We start from the raw sequence: 24,976 nt of genomic DNA on the forward strand, positions 1-24,976 counted from the left end.
GCCATGCGTACTGCTTACAGCGTGGAGACCGTACGGGCCGCCGAGCGGGAGCTGATGGCACGGCTGCCCGAAGGCGCCCTGATGCAGCGGGCGGCGGCCGGGCTGGCCGCCGTCTGCGCGGGGCTGCCGGGACGGGTGTACGGGTCCCGGATCGTGCTGCTGGTCGGGCCCGGCGACAACGGCGGCGACGCGCTCTACGCCGGAGCGCGGCTCGCCCGGCGCGGGGCCGGGGTGACGGCGGTGCCGATGGACCCCGGCCGGATGCACGCGGGCGGGCTCGCCGCGCTGCGGGCCGCCGGGGGGCGGGTGGAGGCGGCCGTTCCGCAGCGGGCGGACCTCGTGGTGGACGGGCTGCTGGGGATCGGCGGCCGCGGCGGGCTGCGGCCGGCCGCGGCAGCGCTGGCGGAGCGGATTCCGCCGGGCGTCCCGGTGGTCGCCGTGGACCTGCCGAGCGGGGTGGACGCGGACACCGGGGAGGTGTCGGGGCCGGCGGTCAGCGCCGATGTGACGGTCACCTTCGGGGCGTACAAGCCGGGCCTGCTCATCGATCCGGGGGCCTCGCGGGCCGGAGTGGTGCACCGGGTGGACATCGGCCTGGAGCTGCCCGGCCGCCCCGCCGCGGAAGCCCTGCAGCACTCCGACGTCGCGGCGCTGCTGCCGGTGCCGACGGCGTCGAGCGACAAGTACCGGCGGGGCGTCGTCGGGATCGCCGCAGGGTCCCTGCAGTACCCGGGAGCGGCCGTACTGGCAGTGGCGGGGGCGCTGCGGGGCGGCGCGGGCGCGGTGCGGTACGTGGGGCCGGCGGCGGAGGCCGTGCTCGCGCGGTACCCCGAGACGCTGATCGGTCCCGGCCGGGTGCAGGCGTGGGTGGTCGGGCCGGGGCTGGGCGAGGGGCGCGGCGGCGAGGTCGCGGGGCTGCTGGCGCAGGACGTGCCGGTGCTGGTGGACGCGGACGGGCTGCGCGGGCTGGACACCGGTGTGCTGCGGGTGCGGACGGCCCCGACCCTGCTGACCCCGCACGCGGGGGAGGCCGCGGCGCTGCTGGGGGTTCCGCGGGAGTCGGTGGAGGCCGGGCGGCTGGGGGCCGTACGGAAGCTGGCGGAGCGGTACGGGGCGGCGGTGCTGCTGAAGGGCTCGACGACCCTGGTCGCCTCCGGCGGGGGATCGCCGGTACGGGTGAACCCGACGGGCACGCCGTGGCTGGCCACGGCGGGGAGCGGTGACGTGCTGTCGGGTCTGGCCGGGTCCCTGCTGGCGGCCGGGCTGTCCTGCCGCGATGCCGGTTCCGTGGCGGCGTACCTCCACGGCCTGGCGGCCAGGCGCACCGGCGGGCCGCTGCTGGCCCACGACGTGGCCGCCGCCTTGCCGGATGCGTGGCGCGAGGCCCGCCGCCCGTAATCGGGTGCGGCTCCGCCGCCGGGGGCTCCGCCCAGCAGCGGAGCCGGACCGGGGCCGTCTGAGAGACTGTGCGGGATGAACGAGACACCGACGCGCGTGTACGCCGAGATCGATCTGGACGCCGTACGGGCGAACGTGCGCGCGTTGCGCGAGCGGGCGCCCCGGGCCGGGCTGATGGCCGTCGTCAAGGCGGACGCCTACGGGCACGGAGCCCTGGCCTGCGCCAAGGCCGCCCAGGAGGCCGGTGCCACCTGGATCGGGACCGCCACGCCCGAGGAGGCGCTCGCGCTGCGCGCCGCCGGCGTCGAAGGCCGGGTCATGTGCTGGCTGTGGACCCCCGGCGGGCCCTGGCGGGAGGCCGTCGAGGCCGGCATCGACGTGTCCGTCAGCGGGATGTGGGCCCTGGACGAGGTACGGGCCGCCGCCCGCGCCGCCGGCCGCACCGCCCGCATCCAGCTCAAGGCCGACACCGGCCTCGGCCGCAACGGCTGCCAGCCCGCCGACTGGGCGGAGCTGGTCGGGGCCGCCGTCGCCGCCGAGGCCGAGGGAAGCGTCAAGGTCACCGGCCTCTGGTCGCACTTCGCCTGCGCCGACGAGCCCGGTCACCCGTCCATCCAGCTCCAGCTCAGCGCCTTCCGCGACATGCTCGCGTACGCCGAGAAGGAGGGCGTGGAGCCCGAGGTCCGGCACATCGCCAACTCGCCCGCGACGCTCACCCTGCCCGAGTCCCACTTCGACCTGGTGCGCTGCGGGCTGGCCGTCTACGGGGTCTCGCCCGCGCCCGAACTCGGCACCCCGGCCCAGCTCGGCCTGCGGCCCGCCATGGCCCTCAAAGCCTCCCTCGCGCTGGTCAAGACGGTCCCGGCCGGGCACGGCGTGAGCTACGGGCACCACTACCTCACCGAGACCGAGACCACCCTCGCGCTGGTCCCGGCCGGTTACGCCGACGGCATCCCGCGGCACGCCTCCGGGCGCGGCCCGGTGCTGGTCGGCGGCAAGATCCGCCGCGTCGCCGGGCGTGTCGCGATGGACCAGTTCGTGGTCGACCTGGACGGCGACCGCGCGGAAGCCGGCGACGAGGCCGTCATCTTCGGGGACGCGGAGCGCGGCGAGCCGACCGCCGAGGACTGGGCTCAAGCGGCGCACACCATCGCGTATGAGATCGTCACCCGTATCGGAGGGCGCGTGCCCCGGGTGTACCTGGGCGCCTGAGCGGAGTGAGGGCGGCGGCGTGAGCGAGAACTGGCGCAAGGCCGGCTGGGCCGGCGCTGCCATCGGCGTGATAGCGGCGGGCGCGGCGGCCGGTGTCGCCGTCGAACGGATCACCGTCGGGCGCGGCATGCGCCGCGAGGCGCGCCTGGCCCTCGACGTCGCCGGCGACTACGGCTCGCTGCGCGGCACGCAGGGCACCTGCCGGGCCGAGGACGCCACCGAGCTGTACTACGAGGTCGACGAGCTCCCCGAGGAGACCAAGCGGCCGCGGTCCCGGCTGCGCCGCAAGCCCGCGCCCGGGGCGACCGTCGTCTTCTGCCACGGCTACTGCCTCGGCCAGGACTCCTGGCACTTCCAGCGCGCCGCGCTGCGCGGAGTGGTCCGTACCGTCTACTGGGACCAGCGCAGCCACGGCCGCAGCGCCCGCGGCCTGGCCCAGGCGGACGGCGAGCCGGTCACCATCGATCAGCTCGGCCGCGACCTGAAGGCCGTCATCGACGCCGCCGCCCCCGAGGGCCCGCTGATCCTGGTGGGTCACTCGATGGGCGGAATGACCATCATGGGATTCGCGGAGCAGTTCCCCGACCTCGTGCGCGACCGCGTCGTCGGCGTCGCCCTGGTCGGCACCTCCAGCGGCCGCCTCGACGAGGTGACGTACGGGCTGCCGTCCGTCGGACTGGGCGCCGTACGCCGGCTCCTGCCGGGCGTGCTCAAGGCGCTCGGCTCGCAGGTGGAACTGGTCGAGAAGGGCCGCCGGGCCACCGCCGACCTCTTCGCGGGCATGATCAAGATGTACTCGTTCGGCTCCCGCGACGTGGACCCGGGCGTCGCGCGCTTCGCGGAGCGGCTCATCGAGGCCACCCCGATCGACGTGGTCGCCGAGTTCTACCCGGCCTTCCAGACCCACGACAAGACCGCGGCCCTCGAGCGGTTCGCGGACATCCCCGTCACCGTCGTCGCCGGGGACAGCGACATGATCACCCCGCCCGGACACAGCATGGCCGTCAAGGAGGCCCTGCCGGACGCCGAGCTGGTGATCCTGGAGTCCACCGGGCACCTGATGATGCTGGAACGCCCGGAGACGGTGACGCGGCTGGTGACCGAGCTGCTGGCGCGCACCGGGGCGGTCCCCGCCCTCGCAGCGACTAACGTTGGCGGGCATGGAAGAAGTACCGCTGGAAGCACAGCGCAGCCAGGCACCGGCACCTGAGGCCGGCGCCGGATCCGAGACCCGGCTCACCATCGACTCCCCCGACGCCATGCGGGAGCTGGGCCGCAGGCTCGCCGGCCTGCTGCGCCCGGGCGACCTCGTCCTGCTGACCGGCGAGCTCGGCGCGGGCAAGACCACGCTGACCCGCGGGCTCGGCGAGGGGCTGGGCGTGCGCGGGGCCGTGACCTCGCCGACCTTCGTGATCGCCCGCGTACACCCCTCGCTGACCGGCGGGCCGGCGCTGGTGCACGTGGACGCGTACCGGCTGGGCGGCGGGCTGGACGAGATGGAGGACCTGGACCTCGACGTCTCGCTGCCCGAGTCCGTGGTCGTCGTGGAATGGGGCGACGGCAAGGTGGAGGAGCTCTCCGACGACCGGCTGCACGTGGTGATCGGCCGGGCGGTCGGCCACGAGGAGGTCCTGGACGACGTACGGGAGGTGTCGGTGCGCGGGATCGGGGCGCGCTGGGCCGAGGGGGCCGGGCTGGACGCCCTGGCCGGGGCGCTCTCGGAGTAGCGCGCGAGGACGTAGGAACCCACGAGGTACCGACAACTCGTCGGCAAGATATTGCGCCCGCGGCGGGGCGCGTGGTGACATGGTACCGAGAGTTTCTTAGGCATGCCTAAGTTCGGCGTCCCGGGGTTCAGGAGGCAGCCATGTCGGCACCAGCAGGAGTGCAGCGCGAGCCCCGGCCGTCCGCCGTGTCCATGGGGGCGCTGCTCGCCGCGGGCGCGGCCGCCAGCGCCGTCTCGACGCCGCCCGCCCTCGTGCGCGTGCCGGCCGAGGGGGGAGCGGAGGACGGCGTACGCGAACAGGCCGCTCCGGAGTCCGAAGCGGCCTAGGGTCTACCCGGGGGCGCGGCCCCCGTCGCACGTACGGGTGGTCTGCGCCGGGGCGTCAGGGCGTCAGGGAACGACGACGACCTTCGAGTTGATCGTCGCGAAAGCCCACATCGCGTCGCCGTCGGCCTTCGTCATGCGGATGCCGCCGGTCTTCCGGTTCGGGTCGGGCTCCGGCGTCGCGCCGTCCGCGCGGGCGCTGAAGCCGATCACCACGCCGTCCACGCTCGTGAACCGCACGACGTGCTCGATCGGCACCTCGTCCGAGCCGGTGACCGCGCCCGAGCGCGAGCTCACCAGGTAGCTGCCCGCCTTGGGGTGCACCGTGCTCGGCATCACCGAGAACGACTTGGGCTCCTGACCGGCGTCGCCCACCAGCCACACCCGCTTCTGGCCCACCGAGTACACGACGCGCACCCCGGTGCCCGAGCCCTCCGGCACCGGGACCGGCTTCGACGGGTCCTGCTTGCCCGCGGCCGGGCTGGGGACCGGAGCCGGCTCCTGCGCGGCGGCCTTCGGAGGCCGCTCGGGAGCGGTGGCGGACGCCTGGTAGCCGAGGAAGCCGATCGCGGCGAGTGCCGCGGCGGTGAGCCCGGCCACGATTCCCGAGCTGCTGCGTGCCACCTTGCTCCACCTCTCCGCGCTGCCTGATGCCTGATCGAAAGGTAGCAGCAGGCCCGCTCCGCAACCGGCCGCAAAGGCCGGGGGCCGGGGAGTCGTAGGCTGTTCGCGTGCTCTTGCTCGCTGTAGATACCGCCACGCCCGCCGTCACCGTCGCCCTGCACGACGGCGAGTCCGTCCTCGCCGAGTCGAACCAGGTCGACGCCCGCCGCCACGGGGAGCTGCTGCTGCCCTCCGTGGACCAGGTGCTCGCAGAGGCGGGGCTGAAGCTCGACGCCGTCACCGGCATCGTCGTCGGGGTCGGCCCCGGCCCCTACACCGGGCTGCGCGTCGGCCTCGTCACGGCCTCCACCTTCGCCTCCGTGCTGGGCGTGCCCGTGTACGGCCTGTGCACCCTCGACGGGCTCGCCTACGCCGCCGGGGCCGCCGGGATCGAGGGCCCCTTCGTCGTCGCCACCGACGCGCGGCGCAAGGAGGTCTACTGGGCGCGCTACGAGGACCCCCGCACGCGGGTCGGCGAGCCCGCCGTGGACCGCCCGGCCGACATCGCCGAGCAGGTCGCGGGGCTCCCGGCGGTGGGCCAGGGCGCGCTGCTGTACCCCGAGGTCTTCCCCGACGCGCGCGGGCCCGAGCACCAGTCGGCCGCCGCACTGGTCTCGCTGGCGGCGGAGCGCCTGGCGGCGGGCCTGGCGTTCGAAAACAGCGAGGGCCTGCCCCCGACCCCGCTCTACCTGCGCCGGCCCGACGCGCAGGTGCCCAAGAACTACAAGGTGGTCACCCCGCAGTGACCTCCCACACGCTGCGCGAAATGCGCTGGTGGGACATCGAGCCCGTGCTGGAGCTGGAGCACGAGCTGTTCCCCGACGACGCCTGGTCCGCCGCGATGTTCTGGTCCGAGCTGGCCCACGCGCGCGGCCCGCAGGCCACGCGGCGCTACGTCGTCGCCGAGGACGGTTCGGGCCGGCTGGTGGGCTACGCCGGGCTGGCCGCCGCCGGCGACCTGGCCGACGTACAGACCATCGCGGCCGCCCGCGACCAGTGGGGGACCGGGCTCGGCGCCCGGCTCCTGACCGACCTGCTGCGCGCCGCCACCGCGTTCGAATGCGCCGAGGTGCTGCTGGAGGTACGGGTGGACAACACCCGCGCCCAGAAGCTCTACGAGCGCTTCGGCTTCGAGCCCATCGGCTTCCGGCGGGGCTACTACCAGCCCGGCAACGTCGACGCGCTCGTCATGCGACTGACCGACCCCGCACAAGCACGAACTGAGAGCAGTGAGAGCAATGGCTGACGAACCTCTCGTCCTCGGCATCGAGACCTCCTGCGACGAGACCGGCGTCGGCATCGTCCGCGGCACGACCCTGCTCGCGGACGCGGTCGCGTCGAGCGTCGACGAGCACGCGCGCTTCGGCGGGGTCGTGCCCGAGGTGGCCTCCCGCGCCCACCTGGAGGCGATGGTCCCCACCATCGAACGCGCCCTGAAGGAGGCCGGGGTCAGCGCCCGCGACCTCGACGGCATCGCGGTCACGGCCGGGCCGGGCCTCGCGGGGGCGCTGCTGGTGGGCACCTCGGCGGCCAAGGCGTACGCGTACGCGCTGGGCAAGCCGCTCTACGGCGTGAACCACCTGGCCTCGCACATCTGCGTGGACCAGCTGGAGCACGGGCCGCTGCCGGAGCCGACCATGGCGCTGCTGGTGTCGGGCGGGCACTCCTCGCTGCTGCTGGCCCCCGACATCACCTCCGACGTCCGGCCGCTCGGCGCGACCATCGACGACGCGGCCGGCGAGGCCTTCGACAAGATCGCGCGCGTGCTGCAGCTGGGCTTCCCCGGCGGCCCGGTCATCGACCGGCTCGCGCGCGAGGGCGACCCGAAGGCGATCGCGTTCCCGCGCGGGCTGACGGGGCCGCGCGACCCGGCGTACGACTTCTCGTTCTCCGGTCTGAAGACGTCCGTCGCCCGCTGGATCGAGGCGAAGCGGAACGCGGGCGAGGAGGTGCCGGTGCGCGATGTGGCGGCGTCCTTCCAGGAGGCCGTGGTGGACGTGCTGACGCGCAAGGCGATCCGGGCGTGCAAGGACGAGGGCGTCGACCACCTGATGATCGGCGGCGGGGTGGCGGCCAACTCGCGGCTGCGCTCGCTGGCGCAGGAGCGGTGCGACGACGCGGGGATCATCCTGCGGGTGCCGCGGCCGAAGCTGTGCACGGACAACGGCGCGATGGTGGCCGCGCTGGGCGCGGAGATGGTCAAGCGGAACCGGGCGGCCTCGGACTGGGACCTGTCGGCGGACTCCTCGCTGCCGGTGACGGACCCGCACGTGCCGGGGACGTCCCACGGACACTCCCACGACGACGACCACGGACACGGACACGGACACTCCCACGACCACGACCACGTGCACGAGCTGAGCAAGGACAACCTCTACTCATGACCACCGTCGCGCTGATGTGGGAAGCCCGGGCCGCCGACGGCCGGGGCAACGAACTGCTGGAGTGGGCCCGCGCCCAGATCCTCGCCCGAGAGCCGGTGCGCCGCGAGGTGTTCAGGGCCCCGCAGGACCGGGTGCTGGTGATCACCTGGTGGGAGGCGCCCGAGGGGGTTTCGGCGGAGCTGCCCGAACTGCCCGAACCCGCAGCCGACTTGATCACGCGGGCGGTGCACCGCTGGCGTTTCGAGTCGGTCGAAGTCGGCTAGGACCGACCGGCCCGGGCGGGTCCCGGCGGCTATCGTCATGTGCATGCCTCGCCGCGACCTGCCGCCTCCGCCGCCGCCCGCGCACCTGCGCGCCTGGCTGGACGAGGCCGCCGTACGGGCCGACCGCGCACGGTTCCTGAGCGATCTGGGCCGGCGCAGCCTGGGCGTGGGGCGGTTGCTGCTCCTGTGGGCCGTGGCGGCCGTCTTCGTGCTCGGCTGGGCCTTCGTCGGCATGGCCTGGATGGCCTTCGAGCAGCACGACCCGTTCTCGTACCTCTACGGCGTCATCCTCGCCGTGCTCGGCGCGGGCGTGCTGATCCCGGCCGGGTTCTGGTTCGCCCGGGGCGCTCGGCGGGACCGGCAGGTGCGCCAACTGCTGCAGGCCTGGGCGGAGTCGGACCGGGATCCGGTCGCCGACGCCCGCGTCCGGGCGCCAGGGCGGAGCCTGACCTGGCTGGTGACCTCGTCCGTACTGGGCGCGTTCGGGCTGTGGGTGGCCCTCGCCGCCGCGGTCTCGGCCCGCCCGGGAGACACGACGTACGGGGAGATCGCGTACACCATGGGCATCGGCCAGATCCTGTGGATCACGGGGCTGCTGGGCCTCGCCAAGGCGGCCGCCCACTACCGCTGGGCCGTACGCGCGTTCCGCTCGCCCCCTTCCTCGCCCTCGCCCTCGCCCTCGCCTTAGCCCGGCAGCGGCGCCACCGGGTCAGGCCGCACGGCACCTCACTGCTCGGGCGTCGCCGCAGGCGGTACGGCCGGTGCGCCGATCAGCATGGACGGGGCGCCCGCGACGCGGGTCAGGAAGACGGTCGCCGAGTTCGGGCCCTGCGGCTTCACCTTCTTGCGGAGCTCCTCCGGCTCGATGGCCGAGCCGCGCTTCTTCACGGTCAGGACGCCCACCCCGCGCTCGCGCAGCAGGGCCTTGAGCTTCTTCAGCCCGAAGGGCAGTACGTCGGTGATCTCGTACGCCGTCGCGTACGGCGTCGCGCGCAGCTCGTCGGCGGTGATGTACGCGATGGTCGGGTCGATCAGCCGGCCGTCGAGCTGTTCGGCGACCTCGGCCACGAGGTGCGCGCGGATCACGGCGCCGTCGGGCTCGTAGAGCCAGCGGCCGACCGGACCCGGCTGCGGGTCGGGCAGCGGATCGGCGGTCCGCAGGGCGCGCGGCCCGGGCAGCAGGGTGGCGCGCACGGTCCCCGGCGAGGTCCCGAACCAGAGCACCGCCTCCTTGACGTCCCCCTGGTCGGAGATCCATTCGGCCTCGGCTTCGGCCGGGACCGCCTCGTGCGGGATCCCGGGGGCGATCTTGATGGCGGCGTACTTCGCGCTGCGGGCCGTCTCGACGGCCCACGAGAGCGGCGGCGAGTAGGACTCCGGGTCGAAGATCCGGCCGCGTCCCCCGCGCCGGGCCGGGTCGATGAAGACGGCGTCGTAGCCCGAGGTGTCCACCTCCGTCACATCCGCCTCCCGGACCTCGATCACGTCCGCCAGCCCCAGCACCTCGGCGTTGGCGCGGGCGACGGCGGCGGTCAGCGGGTCGTGGTCGACCGCCAGCACCCGGATGCCGAGCCGGGCCAGGGCCAGGGCGTCCCCGCCGATGCCGCAGCACAGGTCGGCGAGGCTGCGTACGCCCAGGCCGGCGAGCCGCTCGGCGCGGTACGAGGCCACGGACGCCCGGGTGGCCATCTCGCCGCCGCCGGGCGTGAAGTACATGCGGAAGGCGTCCTCGGCGCCGAACTTCGCGACCGCGCGCTGCCGGAGCCGGGCCTGCCCGAGCGCGGCGGAGACCAGTCCGGCGGGGTGCTCGCGGCGCAGCCGGGTGGCGACGGCCAGCTCCTGGGCGGGGTCGTAGTCGCGGAGCGAGTCCAGGAGGGCGCGCCCCTCGGGGGTGAGGAGGGCGGCGAAGTCTTCGGGGGTCACGGGTCCATTGTCGGCGACGCGCGGGGGCGCGCGGCGGGTGTGGGCCAGCCGGTGGAAGGTGGGACTCCGCTCGCGGTGTCTTCCCGGGAGCCCGCGTGTCGGGTGCCAGGATGCGCAGCTATGCAGCTAGTCCGACAAAAGGAAGATAAGACGCAACAGGGTCACCGGTACGCGGCGGGTCCGCGCGGCCGGTTCGGGGTGGCCGCGGCCGCCCTGCTGGTAGCCGCGCTCGGCACGGCGTGCGGCTCCGGGGAGTCCGGCCCGCCGGACAGGGCCGAGAAGGCGAAGGCGGCCAAGGGCGCCGAGGCGGGCGCGGCGGGCGCGCTCAGCGCCGCCGAGAAGGCCAAGGCCGCCCAGCAGGCGCGCATCGCGGCGGCGAAGAAGTGGGGCCTGGTCAAGACCCCGCTCACCGCTCCGGCGGCGCCGAAGGAGAAGCCCGAGCTCACCACGCGCGACGGCTTCGAGGTGGAGGACCAGGAGGAGTACCCGCCGGTCTTCACCACCATCGACACGGAGGACAAGGTCGTCTTCCTGACGGTCGACGACGGCGCGGAGAAGGACCCCGAGTTCCTGAAGATGATGCAGGAGCTGAAGATCCCGTACACGGCGTTCCTCAGCGACTACATCGTCAAGGACAACTACCCCTACTTCAAGGAGATGCAGGCCGCCGGCGTCACCCTGAACAACCACACGCTCAACCACCGCTACATGCCCGGCCTCTCGTACGAGAAGCAGCGCGAGGAGATCTGCGGCCAGCAGGACACGATCCAGAAGCAGTTCGGCAAGCGCCCGACCCTCTTCCGGCCGCCGTACGGCAACTACAACCAGGACACGCTGCGCGCGGCGAAGTCCTGCGGGATCAAGGCGGTGCCGCTGTGGAACGCGGAGGCCTTCCCGAACCGCCTGGAGTACCGCGAATGGGACCGCGATCTGCACCCCGGTGACATCATCCTCACGCATTTCCGGGGCAAGGAGGACTGGAAGGGCACGATGCCTGACATGATCCGTCATGTCATGAAGACCGTCACGGACAAGGGGTACGCCGTGGCTCGCCTGGAGGACTATCTGTGAAGCACGCGCGCCGGTTGGTAGCCGGATCGCTGGCGGCCGGCGCGCTCGCGCTGTCCCTGACGGGGTGCGGGGACGGCGCGGACCACACGGAGCGGCTGGGGCCCAAGCCGAAGGCGACGCAGGGGACTCCGCAGGCCCCTGCCCCGCCCTCCGCATCCGCTCCCTCGGACGAGGCGTACCGCAAGTGGGGGCTGACGGGCCCCGTCCAGTACGCGCCGAAGCCCGCCCAGAAGCCGCAGATCCCGAAGGCGGCCCCGGGCAAGGTCCCGGTGATAGACCGAATACCCGTCGCGGCGGACGACAAGGTCGTCTTCCTGACCTTCGACGACGGCGCGGAAAAGGACCCCGAGTTCCTGAAGATGGCGGCCGACCTGAAGCTGCCGATCAGCATGTTCCTGACGGACAGCGTGGCTTCGTCGGACTACGGCCACTTCGAGCAGCTGCGCGACAACGGCTCGCGGAGCACGATAAACAACCACACCCTGACGCACCCGAACCTGCGGACGCTCTCCTACGAGGCGCAGAAGCACCAGATATGCGGCCAGCAGGAACGCCTGGAGAAGCGCTTCGGCCAGCGCCCGCCGCTCTTCCGCCCGCCCTTCGGCAACTACAACGACGACACCCTCCGGGCCGCCTCGGAGTGCGGAGTCTCGTCCCTGGTGATGTGGCGGGTCTCGATGCAGATCAGCAACTTCCAGTACGCCGAGGGATCCGCCCTCAAACCGGGCGACATCATCCTGGCCCACTTCCGCGGCCCCGCAGAGCTCAAGGGCTCGACGGAGACCCAGATGACGACGCGCATGCTCCAGCGCATCCAGGACCAGGGCTACCGCATAGGCCGCCTGGAGGACTACCTGTAGTCCCGGCTACCGCAGCAGCCAGCTCTTGGTCAGCTCCATCATTTCCGCCCGGCTGCGACCGCTGTGCTCGGCGGCGATGAAGTACTCGCCGATCCGCACGGAGAAGGTGAGCATGCAGCGGACCTCGACCTCGTCCGCGTCCGTGCAGATCGCGCCGAACAGCGAGCGCAGGTAGTCCATGCGCCGGTTGTCGACGCGCCGCAGGCGCTGCGCGACGGCCTCGTCGCGCCGGGCCCAGTCGCGGATCGCGAGCTCGGCCGCGACGCCCGTCGCCGGCCCGTCCGCGCCGGACGAGGCGATCGCGAACAATCGCTCCAGCTTCGCCCTGGCGTCCCCGCCTGCGCCCTCGACCTGCTCGATCACCGCCTCGGTGACGTCGCGCTCCCAGGTGTCGAGCATTTCGGTGAGGAGGGCGCCACGGTTGCCGAAGTACCCGTAGAAGCCGCCCTTGCTGACGCCGAGTGCTTGCGCCAGCGACTCGATCCGGACGGCCTCCGGGCCGCCCGAGGCGAGCGCGCGCAACCCCTCCTCGATCCACGTGCCGCGCGGCGTGCGGGTCGTGCCCATGCTGTGTCTCCGCTCACGTCCGCCGTGATCTATACGGCGCCGTATATCTGGGTGCTAGCCTTCTTCTATACGGCATCGTATAGACGGGGGCTTGACGATGAGACTGCCCAAGACCGCGCACACCGGCCGTCCCTGGCGGATCCACGAGATCGCCGGCGACTTCCAGCTCGAGGACGTGTGGGCGCTCCCGACGCCGGGCGGCCCCGACGACCTCGAGCGGCTCGTGCACCAGTTCGCGCACGGCAAGGGGGACCCCGCCCCGTCACGGGTGGGGCGCATGCTCTTCGCGATCCGCTGGAAGCTCGGGGCACTGCTCGGCCTGGACGAGCCCACCGACGGCATCGGCGGCCGGGTGCCGACGCTGCGCGACCGCCTGCCGGCGGACCTCCGCGAGGGCCCGCGCGGGCCGGACCTCGACTCGGTCCCGTTCACGTCCGTCTACCAGACGCACGACGAGTGGGTGGCGGAGATGGCCAACAAGACCGTGCACGGCGTGATGCACATCGGCTGGGTCCCGGACGGCTCCGGCGGCTACCGCGGCCAGATGGCCGTCCTGGTCAAGCCGAACGGCTTCCTGGGCGCCGCGTACATGGCGGCCATCAAGCCCTTCCGCTACCTGGGGGTGTACCCGGCCCTGATGCGGGGCATCGGCCGCGAATGGCGGGCCGCCTCCGACTCCCGCACCGGCGGCTAGGTCACGCCCCGGGCGGGCGGGGCGGTGTGCCGACGGACTCGATGTTGCCGACAGCGGTGGTGAATTCACGACCGGAGGCGCCGCGGATGTAGGCCAGCTCCATCCAGTGCTCGCGCACGGCGGAGTCCGAGACGTTCTCGTTGATCACGGCCATCAGCTCGCCCTCGGCGCCGGATGCGACATCGCGGACACGGCGGCGCAAGAGCCGATGCGGCACGTACCCGTGGCGCTCACTCATCGGTCACACCCTCGAACGAAACGAGGAACCGCTCCCAGCCGGCCAGCGCCCGGTCGAGCAGATCCGAGCCGTGTCCCAGCACCGCAATCACCCCCGCCGGGGTGGCGTCGTCGGGGTCGATGACGAGTACGTCGCGGGCGCAGTGAATCCGACCCATCGGTATCACTCCTCAGTCGTGAGACCACTTCAAGCAGCCTCTCTAGAGAGGACTTCATTGCAGCGGATTCGACTCGATTCGTCAATGCATCTCTAGAGATGTGAGGTCCTTGGTCCCTGCTGGATAGGCCCCCACGTTGGTACGTGCGGGGGCACACCTCGGGCTCTAGGGTGTCTAGAGAGGAGAAGGAGTGATCGGTTCATGACCAGCCAGGGCAGCGCCCGTCAGCCGAAGTACCAGCGGATCGCGGATGCGCTGAGGACGGCTATCCAAGCGGGCGAGTACGGCCCGGGCGACCGCCTGCCGGGCGAGAACGACCTCATGGCCACCTACGACGTCGCCCGGATGACCGCACGTCAGGCCCTCGCCGTACTCCAGAACGAAGGCCTCACGGAGGCGCGGAAGGGTGCCGGGGTCTTCGTCCGGGCCTTCAGGCCCTTGCGGCGGCGCGGCGTCCAGCGGTTGGCGCAGGAGCAGTGGGGCTCGGGCCGGTCCATCTGGTCCGCCGACACCGAAGACCGCGAACTCGTCGTCGATCAGATCGAGGTACGCGAAGAGACGGCGAGCGATCGCGTCGCCGACGCCCTCGGCGTCCCGCCCGGTACCCCGGTCTGGGTGCGCGGCCGCCGCTTCGTGCTCGACGGCAAGCCGGTGTTGTTCGCGACGTCCCATCTGCCCGCCGACGTCGTCTCCGAATCCGCGATCACCCAGGTCGACTCCGGCCCTGGCGGGACGTACGCGCGTCTGGCCGAACTGGGCCACAAGCCAGTCCACTTCCGCGAGGAGATCCGCTCCCGCATGCCGTCGACGGCCGAGGCCGAGCGCCTCGCGCTCGCGATGGGCACCCCGGTCATCCAGATCGTCCGCACCGCGTTCGCCGAAGGCGGCCGGGCTGTCGAGGTCAACGAAATGACGCTTGACTCCGCTTCCTACGTCCTGGAGTACGACTTCGACGCTTGATGCCGACCTGGGCGCTGATCCATCAAGTCACCGTCCCCAGACAGCCGCGGACGCCGGCATCCAAAAGCGCGCAGCGATCTGTGGCGGCTTATGACCAGCCCCAGACGGCCGCCGGACGCGGTCACCGAGAAGCGCGTAGCGATCTGTTGCGTCCACCGGAAACCGGGCGGCCCATCCCTGATCTCCCCGCGTGCCCATCCGTCCCCCCCGCGCCGTTCTTTTGGGGGCTTCCCGGCAGTCTTCGTATGTCCGGTTCGGGACGGTCGGTCAAGGATGGCTGGAGGCCATCGCGGAGCGACGCGACGGAGGAGCGCCCTTGAGGGACCGGCCCGAACCGGGGAGACGATGAGACTGCCGGGAAGCCCCCAAACCCTCCCTGATGCCGCTCAGGGGGCTCCCGCCCGAACCCCCGACACGACCGGCGTGATCGTCGTTTCCACCGGGCCCCTCGCGTCCGCCTGGCGTTGGCGTTCCGCGCTGTCGCTGATGCGGAGCAGCAGGGCGATCATGATCCAGTTGGCCAGGAGGGACGAGCCGCCCTTGGCCAGGAACGGCAGGGCCTTGCCCGTCAGGGGGATCAGGCCCGTGACGCCGCCGGCGACCACGAAGACCTGGAGGGCCAGCGCCGAGGCCAGGCCCACCGCCAGCAGTTTGCCGAAGGGGTCGCGGGCGCCGAGGGCCATCCGGAGCCCCCGCTGCACGAGGAGCGCGTACAGGATCAGCACCGCCATGACCCCGGCCAGGCCGAGTTCCTCGCCGACCGTCGTCAGGATGAAGTCGCTGCGGCCCGCGAACTTGATCAGCTCCGGGTGGCCCATGCCGAGGCCGGTGCCGGACATGCCGCCCGTGCCGAAGCTGAACAGCGCCTGCGCCGACTGGTCCGAGGTGACGCCCGGCGGCGGGGTCGCCCAGTAGTACGACAGCGGGTCGAGCCACGCCGCCACGCGCGCCTTGACGTGCGGCTCCGTCGAGCCCACCGCGAAGGCGCCCGCCGCCGCCATGAACAGGCCGCACACGATCCAGCTGGTGCGCTCGGTGGCCACGTACAGCATCACCACGAAGACGCCGAAGAAGATCAGCGACGTACCCAGGTCGCGCTCGAAGACCAGCACCAGCATCGACACGATCCACACCGTGATGATCGGCCCCAGCTGGCGCATCGGGGGCATCCGCATGCCGAGGAACTTGCGGCCCGTCAGGGCCAGCGAGTCCCGGTGGATCACCAGATAGCCCGCGAAGAAGATCGCGATCATGATCTTCACGAACTCGCCGGGCTGCAGCGAGAACCCGAACAGGATGATCCACCGCTTCGCGCCGTACGTGTCCGCGCCGAAGAACGCCGGCGCGATCAGCAGCACCAGCGCGACGGCCATCGTGAGGTAGATGAACCGCTGCAGCAGCCGGTGGTCGCGCAGCAGCGCCACCACCAGGAGGCACGCGGCGACGCCGACCACCGTCCACATCAGCTGGCCCGGAGCGTTCGCGTCCGAGTTGTACCGCTCGATGTACCCCTGGTCGAGCCGGTGGATCAGCACCAGCCCCAGCCCCGTCAGCAGCATGGCCAGCGGGAAGATCAGCGGGTCCGCGTACGCCGCGAACCGGCGGATGCCCAGGTGCCCGACCAGCGAGAGCAGCGTCATGCTGATCGTGAAGCCGGTGAGGTTGGGCGGCAGCTCGCCGTTCATGGCGAGGCCGGCGTTGGCGTGGCCGAAGACGGCGATGCCGACGACGAGGACGAGCAGCAGCGCCTCGGTGCGGCGGCGCGAACCCGCCGGCGTCAGGGGTTTCAGTCCGCGCACGGGATGCCGCCACCGTCCGTGGGGGCGGGGGACACGGGAGGCGCGGACTGCGCCCCCACTGAGGGTGAGGGCGAGGGCGAGGGGGAAGCGGCGCCTGGTGCGCTCGGGCTCGGAGGGGCCTTCGGCCCGATCTGCTCGGCAATGAGGCGCTTTATCTTCATATCATCTACGACGTTGATGCCCTCCCCATGGTTCCTTCGCTTCACGACCCGGCAGGCCGCCCACACGGGAAAGGCGAGGGAGAGCACCCCCACCGCCCCGGGCCCCAGCCACACCAGGACGCCGGGCCGCACGGCCGTGCCGGCGGACGGGCCGAGGACGAAGGCGGGCTGCGGTCCGTCCGGACGGGTGTCGAACGCGGTGTCGACCTCGACCCGGGGGATCGTGAACGAGCCGTTGCCCGCCGCGAAGGAGCCTTCGCACATCCAGTGCAGGTCCCCGTCCGAGTCCCGCTCCTCCGCACACCGCGCGGCGTGGAAGGCGCCCTCCACCCCGGCCGCCTGGGCGGCGAGCCGCGGCACGGCGTTCGACAGCATGTAGATCCCGGCCGCGAGGCCGACCGCGATCGGGATGCCGTACCGCCGGCGCATGCCGGAGTTTGTCCTGGTCATGACCGGAGAGTAATGAGATCGAACGCCCGTGCGCCGGGGTTTCGGGGGTTTCGGGGGGCCGCTCCGCGCAACGCCAACCGTCGGGAATTGGCACTCCGCTTGACCGAGTGCTAATCGCCGGAATAGTCTCGCACCTGGCACTCGCCACTGGTGAGTGCCAACACAGCGACAGGCAGATCCGGCACCCGCGACGACGGATCGACCTGGTCGCCACCTCAGACAGTTAACCCCGGATCTCCGAAGGGGGAGGTCGGATCGTGACGACCGCCAGCTCCAAGGTTGCCATCAAGCCGCTCGAGGACCGCATTGTGGTCCAGCCGCTCGACGCCGAGCAGACCACGGCCTCTGGCCTGGTCATCCCGGACACCGCGAAGGAGAAGCCCCAGGAGGGCGTCGTCCTCGCCGTGGGCCCGGGTCGCTTCGAGGACGGCCAGCGTCTCCCGCTGGACGTCAACGTCGGCGACATCGTGCTGTACAGCAAGTACGGCGGCACCGAAGTGAAGTACAGCGGCGAGGAGTACCTCGTCCTCTCGGCTCGCGACGTGCTCGCGATCGTCGAGAAGTAATTCGCTTCCAGTTTTGATTTGAGCTGCGCCCCTGGTCACCCTGCTGATGCCGGGCGGCGAGGGGCGTAGTTCGTTCTAGGCGGTGGAGGTCGCGGTGAGCGGCCGAGGATCGCAACGAGAGGACTGAACCGCTCCCATGCCGAAGATCCTGAAGTTCGACGAGGACGCCCGTCGCGCCCTCGAGCGCGGCGTCAACAAGCTTGCCGACACGGTGAAGGTGACGATCGGCCCCAAGGGCCGCAACGTCGTCATCGACAAGAAGTTCGGCGCCCCCACCATCACCAACGACGGTGTCACCATCGCCCGCGAGGTCGAGCTGGATGACCCGTACGAGAACCTGGGCGCGCAGCTCGTGAAGGAGGTGGCGACCAAGACCAACGACATCGCGGGTGACGGCACCACCACCGCCACCGTGCTGGCCCAGGCGCTGGTCCGCGAGGGTCTGCGCAACGTCGCCGCGGGTGCGTCCCCGGCCGCGCTGAAGAAGGGCATCGACGCCGCGGTCAAGGCCGTGTCCGAGGAGCTCCTCGCGACCGCCCGCCCGATCGAGGACAAGTCCGACATCGCCGCCGTGGCCGCGCTCTCCGCGCAGGACCAGCAGGTCGGCGAGCTCATCGCCGAGGCGATGGACAAGGTCGGCAAGGACGGTGTCATCACCGTCGAGGAGTCCAACGCCTTCGGCCTGGAGCTCGAGTTCACCGAGGGCATGGCCTTCGACAAGGGCTACCTCTCGCCGTACATGGTCTCCGACCAGGAGCGCATGGAGGCCGTCCTCGACGACCCGTACATCCTGATCAACCAGGGCAAGATCTCCTCCATCCAGGACCTCCTGCCGCTGCTCGAGAAGGTCATCCAGGCCGGCGCCTCGAAGCCGCTGCTGATCATCGCCGAGGACGTCGAGGGCGAGGCGCTCTCCACCCTCGTCGTCAACAAGATCCGCGGCACCTTCAACGCGGTCGCCGTCAAGGCCCCGGGCTTCGGTGACCGTCGCAAGGCGATGCTGCAGGACATGGCCACCCTCACCGGTGCCACCGTCATCGCCGAGGAGGTCGGCCTCAAGCTCGACCAGGCCGGTCTGGACGTACTGGGCTCCGCCCGCCGCGTCACGATCTCCAAGGACGACACGACCATCGTCGACGGTGGCGGCAGCCACGAGGAAGTCGTCGGTCGCGTCAACCAGATCAAGGCCGAGATCGAGTCCACCGACTCGGACTGGGACCGCGAAAAGCTGCAGGAGCGCCTGGCGAAGCTCGCCGGCGGCGTCTGCGTCATCAAGGTCGGCGCCGCCACCGAGGTGGAGCTCAAGGAGAAGAAGCACCGCCTCGAGGACGCCATCTCGGCGACCCGCGCCGCGGTCGAGGAGGGCATCGTCTCCGGCGGTGGCTCCGCGCTCGTCCACGCCGTCAAGGTCCTCGAGGGCAACCTCGGCCTGTCGGGCGACGAGGCCACCGGTGTCGCGGTCGTGCGCCGCGCCGCCGTCGAGCCGCTGCGCTGGATCGCCGAGAACGCCGGTCTCGAGGGTTACGTCATCACCTCGAAGGTCGCCGAGCTCGACAAGGGCCAGGGCTTCAACGCCGCCACCGGCGAGTACGGCGACCTGGTCAAGGCCGGCGTCATCGACCCGGTGAAGGTCACCCGCTCCGCGCTGGAGAACGCCGCCTCCATCGCCTCCCTGCTGCTCACGACCGAGACCCTGGTCGTCGAGAAGCCGGCCGAGGAAGAGGGCGACGCGGGCCACGGCCACGGTCACGGCCACAGCCACTGATCGCACCACGGCACAGCGAAGGCCCCGTTCCGCATCTGCGGAACGGGGCCTTCCCCGTATCTGCGGCCGTACCCGTGCTCAGGACCCGGGCATCCCGGACACGCCCATCTCGCGCATGAGCCGTCCGATGTCGTAGTGCCACCAGCCTTCGGTGATCTCGCCGTCCGCACAGCGGAAGGTGGTGGTCCCGGGGATCTCGTAGGTCTTCCCGGTCGGTGCGACCCCCATGAACTCGCCCTTGTGGGTGCCGCGCCAGGTCCACACGGTGGTGACGAAGTCGCCCTCGGCCAGCTGGGCCACCGTCTCGAACGTCATGTCGAAGGCCGCGCGCCACATCCGCATGTCCTCGTGCATGACGTTGCGTCCGGTGATGGTGGTCTCGTCGTGGCCGACGTCGTGGTCGATGTAATCGGAGGCGAACAGCTCGTCGAGAAGGTTCAGCTTGCCCTCCATCGCGATGTCCTGGAACACCTTGTCCACGAGCATCTTGTTGAGGTTCTCGTCGCGGACGACGTCCAGGTTGGTGAAGGTCGGCATCCCCTCGCAGAGGGCCACCATCTCCCGGAACATCGTGTCCGTCTCCGGGAGCTGAGAGTTCTTCATGGCGTCTTCGTACGAGGGGAATTCGACCACGTCCACGTAGTGGTTCTCGGCCTCGCGGTCCTTGCCCACGACGGAGTGGGTCACCGTGCGCTTGCCCTGGCTCTGCGAGACGTACCGGTCGAGCAGCTGGTTGAGGTCGTCCTGCCGACTGGTCTTGTAATCGATTATCTGTACGAATGTCATGGCGTCTCCCGGGCTGGATGGGACACGTCCAGTTTAGGTAGGTATAACCCATTTGGCTGGTCTACTGCCGAGTTACTGCGGCCCGTACTTGCGGCCGGTACGGGAGGAGACCCCGCCCAGCAGCCCGCGCGGCGTCAGCTTCACCACGCCCATCAGCGCCTTGTACCGCGGATCGGGGATCGACACCGTCTTGCCCCGCGCCAGGTCCGCCAGGGCCGCGGCCACCAGCTTGTCGGCGTCGAGCCACATCCAGCCGGGGATGTTGTCCGTGCCCATGCCGGCGCGCTGGTGGAACTCGGTCCGTACGAAGCCGGGGCACAGCGCCATCAGCCGTACCCCGGATCCCGCCAGGTCCCGCGCCGCGCCCTGCGTGAACTGCACGACCCAGGCCTTGCTCGCCCCGTAGGTGCCGCGCGGCACGAACGCCGCCACCGAGGCCACGTTGATCACGCCGCCGCGGCCGCGCGAGCGCATCGACTCGGTGGCCGCCGAGGTCAGCCGCAGGACCGCCTCGATGTGCACCTTCAGCATGGTGAGCTCGTCGGCCATGGAGACCTCGAGGTAGCGGCCCTTGTTGCCGAAGCCCGCGTTGTTGACCAGCAGGTCCACGGGGTGGGTGCGGTCGCCGAGACGCCGCTCGACCGCCGCGATGCCCTCCTCGGCGGAGAGATCGGCGGCCAGCACCTCGGCCTCGATGCCGTGCCGGTCGTGCAGCTCGGTGGCCTGCTCGCCGAGCCGCTTGGCGTCACGCGCCACCAGCACCAGGTTGTGGCCCTGGGCGGCGAGCCGCCGGGCGAAGGCGGCGCCGATGCCCGCCGTGGATCCCGTAATCAACGCAGTCGTCATAGGCGCAACCTAGCCGCCCCGGATGACGGTGTTACCTCGGCCCGTCCCCGGCCCCGTACTTCTCCACGTACTGGCGCACCCGCTCGTGGGCCTCCGGCTCCATCGCCGTGCCCGCCGCCAGGGTGCGCGGCAGCAGGGAGCGCTCGGTGGTGAAGGCGCGGAACCACAACCGCACCGTCACGTCGTGGTCCGGACGGTGGATGACCTCGACGGTGTCGCCGGGGGAGACCGAGCCCTCCTCGATCACCCGCAGGTACGCGCCCGGCCGTGCCTCCTGGGTGAACCGCTTGACCCAGGCGCTCTCGCCGACGGCTCCCTGGAAGGTCCGGCACGGGATGCGGGCCGAGGCCACCTCGAGGACCAGGTCCGCGCCGACCCGCCAGCGGTCGCCCAGGCGCGCGGTGTTCAGGTCGATGCCGGAGGTCGTGAGGTTCTCGCCGAAGGTCCCGGCGGGCAGTTCTCGGCCCAGCTCGGCCTCCCACCAGTCCAGGTCCTCGCGCGCGTACGCGTAGACGGCCTGGTGGTCGCCGCCGTGGTGGCGGCGGTCGCAGACGGCGTCGCCCTCGAGGCCGCTGCCGAGGCCGGCGGCCCTGGAGCCGGGGGCGAGGACGCGCACCGGTCCGGGGACCGGGCGCTTGTCGTGACCGGTCGCCCCGCCTTCGGCGTCGGTGTACTCGACGACCGTGGCGCGGCCGAGGTTCACGGAGATCAGATGCATGGGGCCCATGAGAAGCCAACCTAGCCGACCATCCCCAAAGCGTCACGGCGGTATTCGCGCGACAGTCAAAGCAGGGCTTATGCTCGAGCGGTGATCGAGGCACGTCATCTCCGAGTTCTGCGCGCTGTCGCCGGAACCGGGTCCTTCTCCGCCGCCGCCCGCGAGCTCGGCTGCACGCAGCCGGCCGTCTCCCAGCAGATGAAGGCGCTGGAGCAGTCGGCCGGCACCCCGCTGCTCATCCGCACCGGCCGCGAGATGCGGCTGACCCAGGCCGGCGCGGCCCTGGTCCGGCACGCCGCGGGGATCCTGGCCGGGCTGACCGCCGCCGAGGAGGAGGTCGCGGCCATCGCCGGGCTGCGCGCGGGCCGGGTCCGCCTCGTGTCCTTCCCCAGCGGCAGCTCCACCCTGGTGCCGACCGCGCTCGCGGCGATGCGCGCCGAGCACCCGGGGACGCGGATCTCCCTGGTCGAGGCCGAACCGCCGCGCTCGGTGGAGATGCTGCGCGAGGGGGACTGCGACCTGGCGCTGGCCTTCCGGTACGGCGGGGCGGCCGGATCCGCGGCGGAGTGGGACGACCTGGTGGTGCGCCCGCTGCTGACCGACCGGCTCGTCGGGCTGGTCCCCGAAGGCCACCGGCTGGCCGGGGCCGAGCGCGTGGGCATGGCGGAGCTGGCCGACGAGCCGTGGATCGCGGGCTGTCCGCGCTGCCGCCGCCATCTGGTGGAGGTGTGCGAGGCCGCCGGCTTCACCCCGCGGATCGACTTCGCGACCGACGACTATCCGGCGGTCGTCGGCCTGGTGGGGGCGGGGCTGGGCGTCGCGGTGCTGCCGGAGCTCGCGGTGGAGTCCGTACGGGCCAAGGGCGTCAGCACGGTGGCCGTGGAGCCGGCCGTGGAACGGGAGGTCGTGGCGCTGACCCTGCCCGACCTGGCCCGGGTGCCGGCCGTGGCCGCGACCCTGGCCGAGCTGGAGCGGGCCGCCACGCGCTGACCGTACGTCTCTGGCGGGTACGTACGGCCGAACGCGTGACGTTTCGCCCTTGGCTGCGACACGCCCGGCGGCCGCGACGGATCGGACGAACCCGCGGACATCGCAGGAACGTTCCTTCGGTCGTTTGTTCTCCGGATCAGTGTGGTGGGATCGGTCCGAGCACGGTGGACGCGGGGATCAGGCGGTGGCGCGCGCGGCCCATCAGTTCCTCTCGCTCGTCCTCCGTGAGGCCTCCCCACACTCCGTAGGGCTCGCGGACGGCGAGCGCGTGCGCGGCACATTCCGCGCGGACCGGGCATCGCATGCAGACCTCTTTAGCCGAGGCCTCGCGCGCGCTCCTGGCCGCGCCCCGCTCGCCTTCCGGGTGGAAGAAGAGGGAGCTGTCGACCCCGCGGCAGGCAGCCAGCAGCTGCCAGTCCCAGAGGTCGGCGTTCGGTCCGGGGAGGCGGGAGAAATCTGCCATTGGTAGTCCTCTTGGTGCCGGTACTGAGGCGGATACGGTCCATGTCTCCACACCTACTGTCCTAGTAGATGTAAATATGACTCATTGGGAATCTAGCCTCAGACACGTGCCAAACGGAAGGAAAGCCGCCAAATAGGGCATAGCTCCAGATGGAGGACACTTGCCTTGTGGCGTCCGTGTCGTGTTCGCTTCCTCACGTAGAGTGCCGAAGGTGTCCGTCCGACCCGTAACTCTTTCGAGTGACCATCGTTGAGAGTGCGAAGGCGGTTGAACCAATAAGTTCTCGGACAGGTGTCCGGGGGCATCGACCGCACAGGTGACGATACGTACCAGCCTGGAGGCTCAAGGTGACGCGCATCAGCAGCTGCGGAGGGCGGTCATGACATCCGTCCTCGTCTGCGACGACTCCCCGCTTGCCCGAGAGGCGCTCCGCCGCGCGGTTGCCACCGTGCCCGGCGTCGAGCGTGTGACGACGGCTGCCAACGGCGAGGAAGTCCTCCGCCGCTGGGGTGCCGACCGCTCCGACCTGATTCTGATGGATGTCCGGATGCCCGGGCTCGGCGGTGTGGAGACGGTCCGCCGTCTGCTCTCTGCCGACCCCGGCGCCCGCATCATCATGCTGACGGTCGCCGAGGACCTGGACGGCGTGGCCCTCGCGGTCGCCGCCGGCGCCCGGGGCTACCTGCACAAGGACGCCTCGCGCGCCGAACTGCGGGCCACGGTCACCCAGGCCCTCGCCGACCCGACCTGGCGACTGGCCCCGCGCAGGCTCCGCTCGGCCGAGATGGGCGCCGCGCCCACGCTCACCGCGCGCGAGATCCAGGTGCTGGAGGGCATGAGCCACGGCCGGTCCAACGCGGAGATCGGGCGCGAGCTCTTCCTCTCCGAGGACACGGTCAAGACGCACGCCCGCAGGCTGTTCAAGAAGCTCGGCGCCTCGGACCGGGCGCACGCCGTCGCGCTCGGCTTCCGCTGGGGCCTCGTCCGCTGACCCGAGGGTCACGGTCCGGTCCGACGACCGATAGCCCCGTCGTACCCGGTGCGCACCCGGGGATTGGCGGGGCACAATCCGGGGGACGTGTCGCTTCGTGCGCGATGCCGCATCCTTGAGGGTGTGCCGCATTCTTGGAAATGTGGGGCCCCGTCCTTGGGGATCATTCGGCCGAGCGGGAGGGGAGGGTGCAGACCATGAGTTCCGGCGCCCCCGCTCATAACGCTTCGACGCACGAAACCGGCCGTGGTGCCGCGGAACCTCCGGCGCCAAGGCACCATGGATTGATGCGCGACGACGAGGCCCTGGGGTCCCCCGCGGCCACAGGCCCGACCGGAGCCGCCAAAGGCGGCAGTGCCGGGGGCGTCAGCGCGCTCGTACGCCGGGCGGTGGAGGGCGACGAGCAGGCCACGCACGACCTGCTCGCCTTCGTTCACCCGCTCGCGATCCGCTACTGCCGCACCCGGCTCTCGCGGCTCCCGGGTGATGCCCGCCACTTCGTGGAGGACCTCGCGCAGGAGGTCTGCGTCGCCGTCCTGATGGCCCTGCCGCGCTACCGGGACACCGGGCGGCCCTTCGAGGCCTTCGTCTTCGCCATCGCCGCGCACAAGGTCGCCGACCTGCAGCGGGCCGCCATGAGGCACCCGGGCAGCACGGCCGTCCCGTCCGACGAGATGCCGGAGCGCCCCGACGACTCGCTGGGTCCGGAGGAGCGGGCACTGCTCAGCAGCGACGCGGCCTGGGCGAAGAAGCTGCTGGCCAATCTGCCGGAGAACCAGCGCGAGCTGCTCGTCCTGCGGGTGGCCGTCGGCCTGACCGCCGAGGAGACCGGGCAGATGCTCGGCATGTCGCCGGGGGCGGTGCGGGTGGCCCAGCACCGGGCCCTGAGCCGGCTCCGCGCGCTCGCCGAGCAGTAGGAACCGCCCCGACGGATCGTCGTAGGAAGCGACGAAAATTCCGATCGGCCTTGCTCGTGGAATGAGACGCTTCGGGATCCCGTT

At 71.7% G+C, this 24,976-nt stretch carries 30 protein-coding genes; 19 read left to right on the top strand and 11 right to left on the bottom strand.

Going from position 1 to position 24,976, the window contains the following annotated elements; genetic code table 11:
- The first annotated feature begins 3 nt into the window (after nt 1-3).
- From ACIPUC_RS26930 to ACIPUC_RS26950, 5 genes are all read left to right on the top strand, one after another.
- Nucleotides 4-1,398 carry an NAD(P)H-hydrate epimerase gene (locus tag ACIPUC_RS26930; RefSeq protein ID WP_446592741.1) on the top strand — a complete coding sequence of 465 codons (1,395 nt, stop codon included), beginning with the start codon at nt 4-6 and terminating at the stop codon, nt 1,396-1,398.
- Between the two features lie 75 nt (nt 1,399-1,473).
- Nucleotides 1,474-2,610 (top strand): alanine racemase, encoded by a 1,137-nt coding sequence (gene alr, locus ACIPUC_RS26935; protein ID WP_446592742.1) that lies wholly within the window; start codon nt 1,474-1,476, stop codon nt 2,608-2,610.
- 19 nt (nt 2,611-2,629) lie between these two features.
- Nucleotides 2,630-3,820 (top strand): alpha/beta fold hydrolase, encoded by a 1,191-nt coding sequence (locus ACIPUC_RS26940; protein WP_446592743.1) that lies wholly within the window; start codon nt 2,630-2,632, stop codon nt 3,818-3,820.
- Entirely contained in the window at nt 3,771-4,337 is a 567-nt protein-coding gene (gene tsaE / locus ACIPUC_RS26945; RefSeq protein WP_446592744.1) for a tRNA (adenosine(37)-N6)-threonylcarbamoyltransferase complex ATPase subunit type 1 TsaE, read from the top strand. Before ACIPUC_RS26940 ends, tsaE begins: the two co-directional genes overlap by 50 nt.
- A gap of 140 nt (nt 4,338-4,477) precedes the next feature.
- A complete protein-coding gene (locus ACIPUC_RS26950) occupies nt 4,478-4,663 on the top strand; it encodes a hypothetical protein (RefSeq protein WP_446592745.1) in 186 nt (61 codons plus the stop codon).
- Nucleotides 4,664-4,726: 63 nt separating this feature from the next.
- On the opposite strand, the gene ACIPUC_RS26955 is transcribed toward ACIPUC_RS26950, so the two are convergent.
- The gene (locus tag ACIPUC_RS26955; protein ID WP_446592746.1) at nt 4,727-5,284 is read right to left on the bottom strand and encodes a hypothetical protein; all 558 of its coding nucleotides are present in this window, start codon (nt 5,282-5,284) and stop codon (nt 4,727-4,729) included.
- Between the two features lie 107 nt (nt 5,285-5,391).
- Between ACIPUC_RS26955 and tsaB the strand changes: the two genes are divergently transcribed.
- From tsaB to ACIPUC_RS26980, 5 genes are read left to right on the top strand one after another with little or no spacing between them, the layout of a single operon-like run.
- The gene (gene tsaB, locus ACIPUC_RS26960; RefSeq protein WP_446592748.1) at nt 5,392-6,069 is read left to right on the top strand and encodes a tRNA (adenosine(37)-N6)-threonylcarbamoyltransferase complex dimerization subunit type 1 TsaB; all 678 of its coding nucleotides are present in this window, start codon (nt 5,392-5,394) and stop codon (nt 6,067-6,069) included.
- A gap of 20 nt (nt 6,070-6,089) precedes the next feature.
- Nucleotides 6,090-6,569 carry a ribosomal protein S18-alanine N-acetyltransferase gene (gene rimI / locus ACIPUC_RS26965; protein ID WP_384228701.1) on the top strand — a complete coding sequence of 160 codons (480 nt, stop codon included), beginning with the start codon at nt 6,090-6,092 and terminating at the stop codon, nt 6,567-6,569.
- Entirely contained in the window at nt 6,562-7,707 is a 1,146-nt protein-coding gene (tsaD, locus tag ACIPUC_RS26970) for a tRNA (adenosine(37)-N6)-threonylcarbamoyltransferase complex transferase subunit TsaD (RefSeq protein WP_446592749.1), read from the top strand. Before rimI ends, tsaD begins: the two co-directional genes overlap by 8 nt.
- Nucleotides 7,704-7,970, top strand: coding sequence for a hypothetical protein (locus tag ACIPUC_RS26975; RefSeq protein WP_446592750.1), 267 nt, complete (start codon nt 7,704-7,706; stop codon nt 7,968-7,970). The genes tsaD and ACIPUC_RS26975 overlap by 4 nt, the downstream gene beginning before the upstream one ends.
- Before the next feature lie 43 nt (nt 7,971-8,013).
- A complete protein-coding gene (locus ACIPUC_RS26980) occupies nt 8,014-8,658 on the top strand; it encodes a hypothetical protein (protein ID WP_446592751.1) in 645 nt (214 codons plus the stop codon).
- Nucleotides 8,659-8,696: 38 nt separating this feature from the next.
- Here the strand turns inward: ACIPUC_RS26980 and ACIPUC_RS26985 are convergent, their stop codons facing one another.
- On the bottom strand, nt 8,697-9,893 hold the full coding sequence (locus ACIPUC_RS26985) for a class I SAM-dependent methyltransferase (RefSeq protein WP_446592752.1): 1,197 nt from the start codon (nt 9,891-9,893) through the stop codon (nt 8,697-8,699).
- Nucleotides 9,894-10,013: 120 nt separating this feature from the next.
- On the opposite strand from ACIPUC_RS26985, the gene ACIPUC_RS26990 reads away from it, so the two are divergent.
- On the top strand, nt 10,014-10,964 hold the full coding sequence (locus ACIPUC_RS26990) for a polysaccharide deacetylase family protein (RefSeq protein WP_446592753.1): 951 nt from the start codon (nt 10,014-10,016) through the stop codon (nt 10,962-10,964).
- A complete protein-coding gene (locus ACIPUC_RS26995) occupies nt 10,961-11,824 on the top strand; it encodes a polysaccharide deacetylase family protein (protein ID WP_446592755.1) in 864 nt (287 codons plus the stop codon). Before ACIPUC_RS26990 ends, ACIPUC_RS26995 begins: the two co-directional genes overlap by 4 nt.
- A gap of 6 nt (nt 11,825-11,830) precedes the next feature.
- On the opposite strand, the gene ACIPUC_RS27000 is transcribed toward ACIPUC_RS26995, so the two are convergent.
- Entirely contained in the window at nt 11,831-12,391 is a 561-nt protein-coding gene (locus tag ACIPUC_RS27000; protein WP_446592757.1) for a TetR/AcrR family transcriptional regulator, read from the bottom strand.
- 97 nt (nt 12,392-12,488) lie between these two features.
- On the opposite strand from ACIPUC_RS27000, the gene ACIPUC_RS27005 reads away from it, so the two are divergent.
- On the top strand, nt 12,489-13,085 hold the full coding sequence (locus tag ACIPUC_RS27005; RefSeq protein WP_446593048.1) for a DUF2867 domain-containing protein: 597 nt from the start codon (nt 12,489-12,491) through the stop codon (nt 13,083-13,085).
- A 1-nt stretch (nt 13,086) separates the two neighbouring features.
- Here ACIPUC_RS27005 and ACIPUC_RS27010 read toward each other — a convergent pair whose 3' ends face one another.
- Nucleotides 13,087-13,323 (bottom strand): hypothetical protein, encoded by a 237-nt coding sequence (locus ACIPUC_RS27010; RefSeq protein WP_446592758.1) that lies wholly within the window; start codon nt 13,321-13,323, stop codon nt 13,087-13,089.
- The gene (locus tag ACIPUC_RS27015) at nt 13,316-13,480 is read right to left on the bottom strand and encodes a hypothetical protein (RefSeq protein ID WP_446592760.1); all 165 of its coding nucleotides are present in this window, start codon (nt 13,478-13,480) and stop codon (nt 13,316-13,318) included. The genes ACIPUC_RS27010 and ACIPUC_RS27015 overlap by 8 nt, the downstream gene beginning before the upstream one ends.
- A gap of 201 nt (nt 13,481-13,681) precedes the next feature.
- Between ACIPUC_RS27015 and ACIPUC_RS27020 the strand changes: the two genes are divergently transcribed.
- Nucleotides 13,682-14,440 (top strand): GntR family transcriptional regulator, encoded by a 759-nt coding sequence (locus tag ACIPUC_RS27020; RefSeq protein ID WP_446592761.1) that lies wholly within the window; start codon nt 13,682-13,684, stop codon nt 14,438-14,440.
- 386 nt (nt 14,441-14,826) lie between these two features.
- On the opposite strand, the gene ACIPUC_RS27025 is transcribed toward ACIPUC_RS27020, so the two are convergent.
- Entirely contained in the window at nt 14,827-16,239 is a 1,413-nt protein-coding gene (locus ACIPUC_RS27025) for an FtsW/RodA/SpoVE family cell cycle protein (protein WP_446592762.1), read from the bottom strand.
- The gene (locus ACIPUC_RS27030) at nt 16,227-16,850 is read right to left on the bottom strand and encodes a hypothetical protein (protein ID WP_446592763.1); all 624 of its coding nucleotides are present in this window, start codon (nt 16,848-16,850) and stop codon (nt 16,227-16,229) included. The genes ACIPUC_RS27025 and ACIPUC_RS27030 overlap by 13 nt, the downstream gene beginning before the upstream one ends.
- 257 nt (nt 16,851-17,107) lie before the next feature.
- Between ACIPUC_RS27030 and groES the strand changes: the two genes are divergently transcribed.
- Both groES and groL read left to right on the top strand, forming a co-directional pair.
- Nucleotides 17,108-17,416, top strand: coding sequence for a co-chaperone GroES (groES, locus tag ACIPUC_RS27035; protein WP_007265952.1), 309 nt, complete (start codon nt 17,108-17,110; stop codon nt 17,414-17,416).
- Nucleotides 17,417-17,552: 136 nt separating this feature from the next.
- Nucleotides 17,553-19,181, top strand: a complete 1,629-nt coding sequence (gene groL / locus ACIPUC_RS27040; protein ID WP_446592764.1) for a chaperonin GroEL — start codon at nt 17,553-17,555, stop codon at nt 19,179-19,181.
- 78 nt (nt 19,182-19,259) lie between these two features.
- On the opposite strand, the gene ACIPUC_RS27045 is transcribed toward groL, so the two are convergent.
- The 3 genes from ACIPUC_RS27045 to ACIPUC_RS27055 all read right to left on the bottom strand — a co-directional run bounded on the left by ACIPUC_RS27045 (nt 19,260) and on the right by ACIPUC_RS27055 (nt 21,531).
- Nucleotides 19,260-19,967, bottom strand: coding sequence for an ester cyclase (locus tag ACIPUC_RS27045; RefSeq protein WP_446592765.1), 708 nt, complete (start codon nt 19,965-19,967; stop codon nt 19,260-19,262).
- 72 nt (nt 19,968-20,039) lie between these two features.
- The gene (locus ACIPUC_RS27050; protein WP_446592766.1) at nt 20,040-20,813 is read right to left on the bottom strand and encodes an SDR family NAD(P)-dependent oxidoreductase; all 774 of its coding nucleotides are present in this window, start codon (nt 20,811-20,813) and stop codon (nt 20,040-20,042) included.
- A 31-nt stretch (nt 20,814-20,844) separates the two neighbouring features.
- Nucleotides 20,845-21,531 carry an MOSC domain-containing protein gene (locus tag ACIPUC_RS27055; protein WP_446593049.1) on the bottom strand — a complete coding sequence of 229 codons (687 nt, stop codon included), beginning with the start codon at nt 21,529-21,531 and terminating at the stop codon, nt 20,845-20,847.
- Nucleotides 21,532-21,621: 90 nt separating this feature from the next.
- Here ACIPUC_RS27055 and ACIPUC_RS27060 point away from each other — a divergent pair, with 90 nt between their 5' ends.
- On the top strand, nt 21,622-22,521 hold the full coding sequence (locus ACIPUC_RS27060; RefSeq protein ID WP_446592767.1) for a LysR family transcriptional regulator: 900 nt from the start codon (nt 21,622-21,624) through the stop codon (nt 22,519-22,521).
- A gap of 136 nt (nt 22,522-22,657) precedes the next feature.
- Here ACIPUC_RS27060 and ACIPUC_RS27065 read toward each other — a convergent pair whose 3' ends face one another.
- The gene (locus tag ACIPUC_RS27065) at nt 22,658-22,984 is read right to left on the bottom strand and encodes a WhiB family transcriptional regulator (protein WP_446592769.1); all 327 of its coding nucleotides are present in this window, start codon (nt 22,982-22,984) and stop codon (nt 22,658-22,660) included.
- Between the two features lie 379 nt (nt 22,985-23,363).
- On the opposite strand from ACIPUC_RS27065, the gene ACIPUC_RS27070 reads away from it, so the two are divergent.
- A complete protein-coding gene (locus ACIPUC_RS27070) occupies nt 23,364-23,975 on the top strand; it encodes a response regulator transcription factor (protein ID WP_003948568.1) in 612 nt (203 codons plus the stop codon).
- A gap of 287 nt (nt 23,976-24,262) precedes the next feature.
- Nucleotides 24,263-24,892, top strand: a complete 630-nt coding sequence (locus ACIPUC_RS27075) for a sigma-70 family RNA polymerase sigma factor (protein WP_030389108.1) — start codon at nt 24,263-24,265, stop codon at nt 24,890-24,892.
- Nucleotides 24,893-24,976 lie beyond the last annotated feature (84 nt).

It is taken from the genome of Streptomyces sp. LARHCF249, from assembly GCF_052871255.1.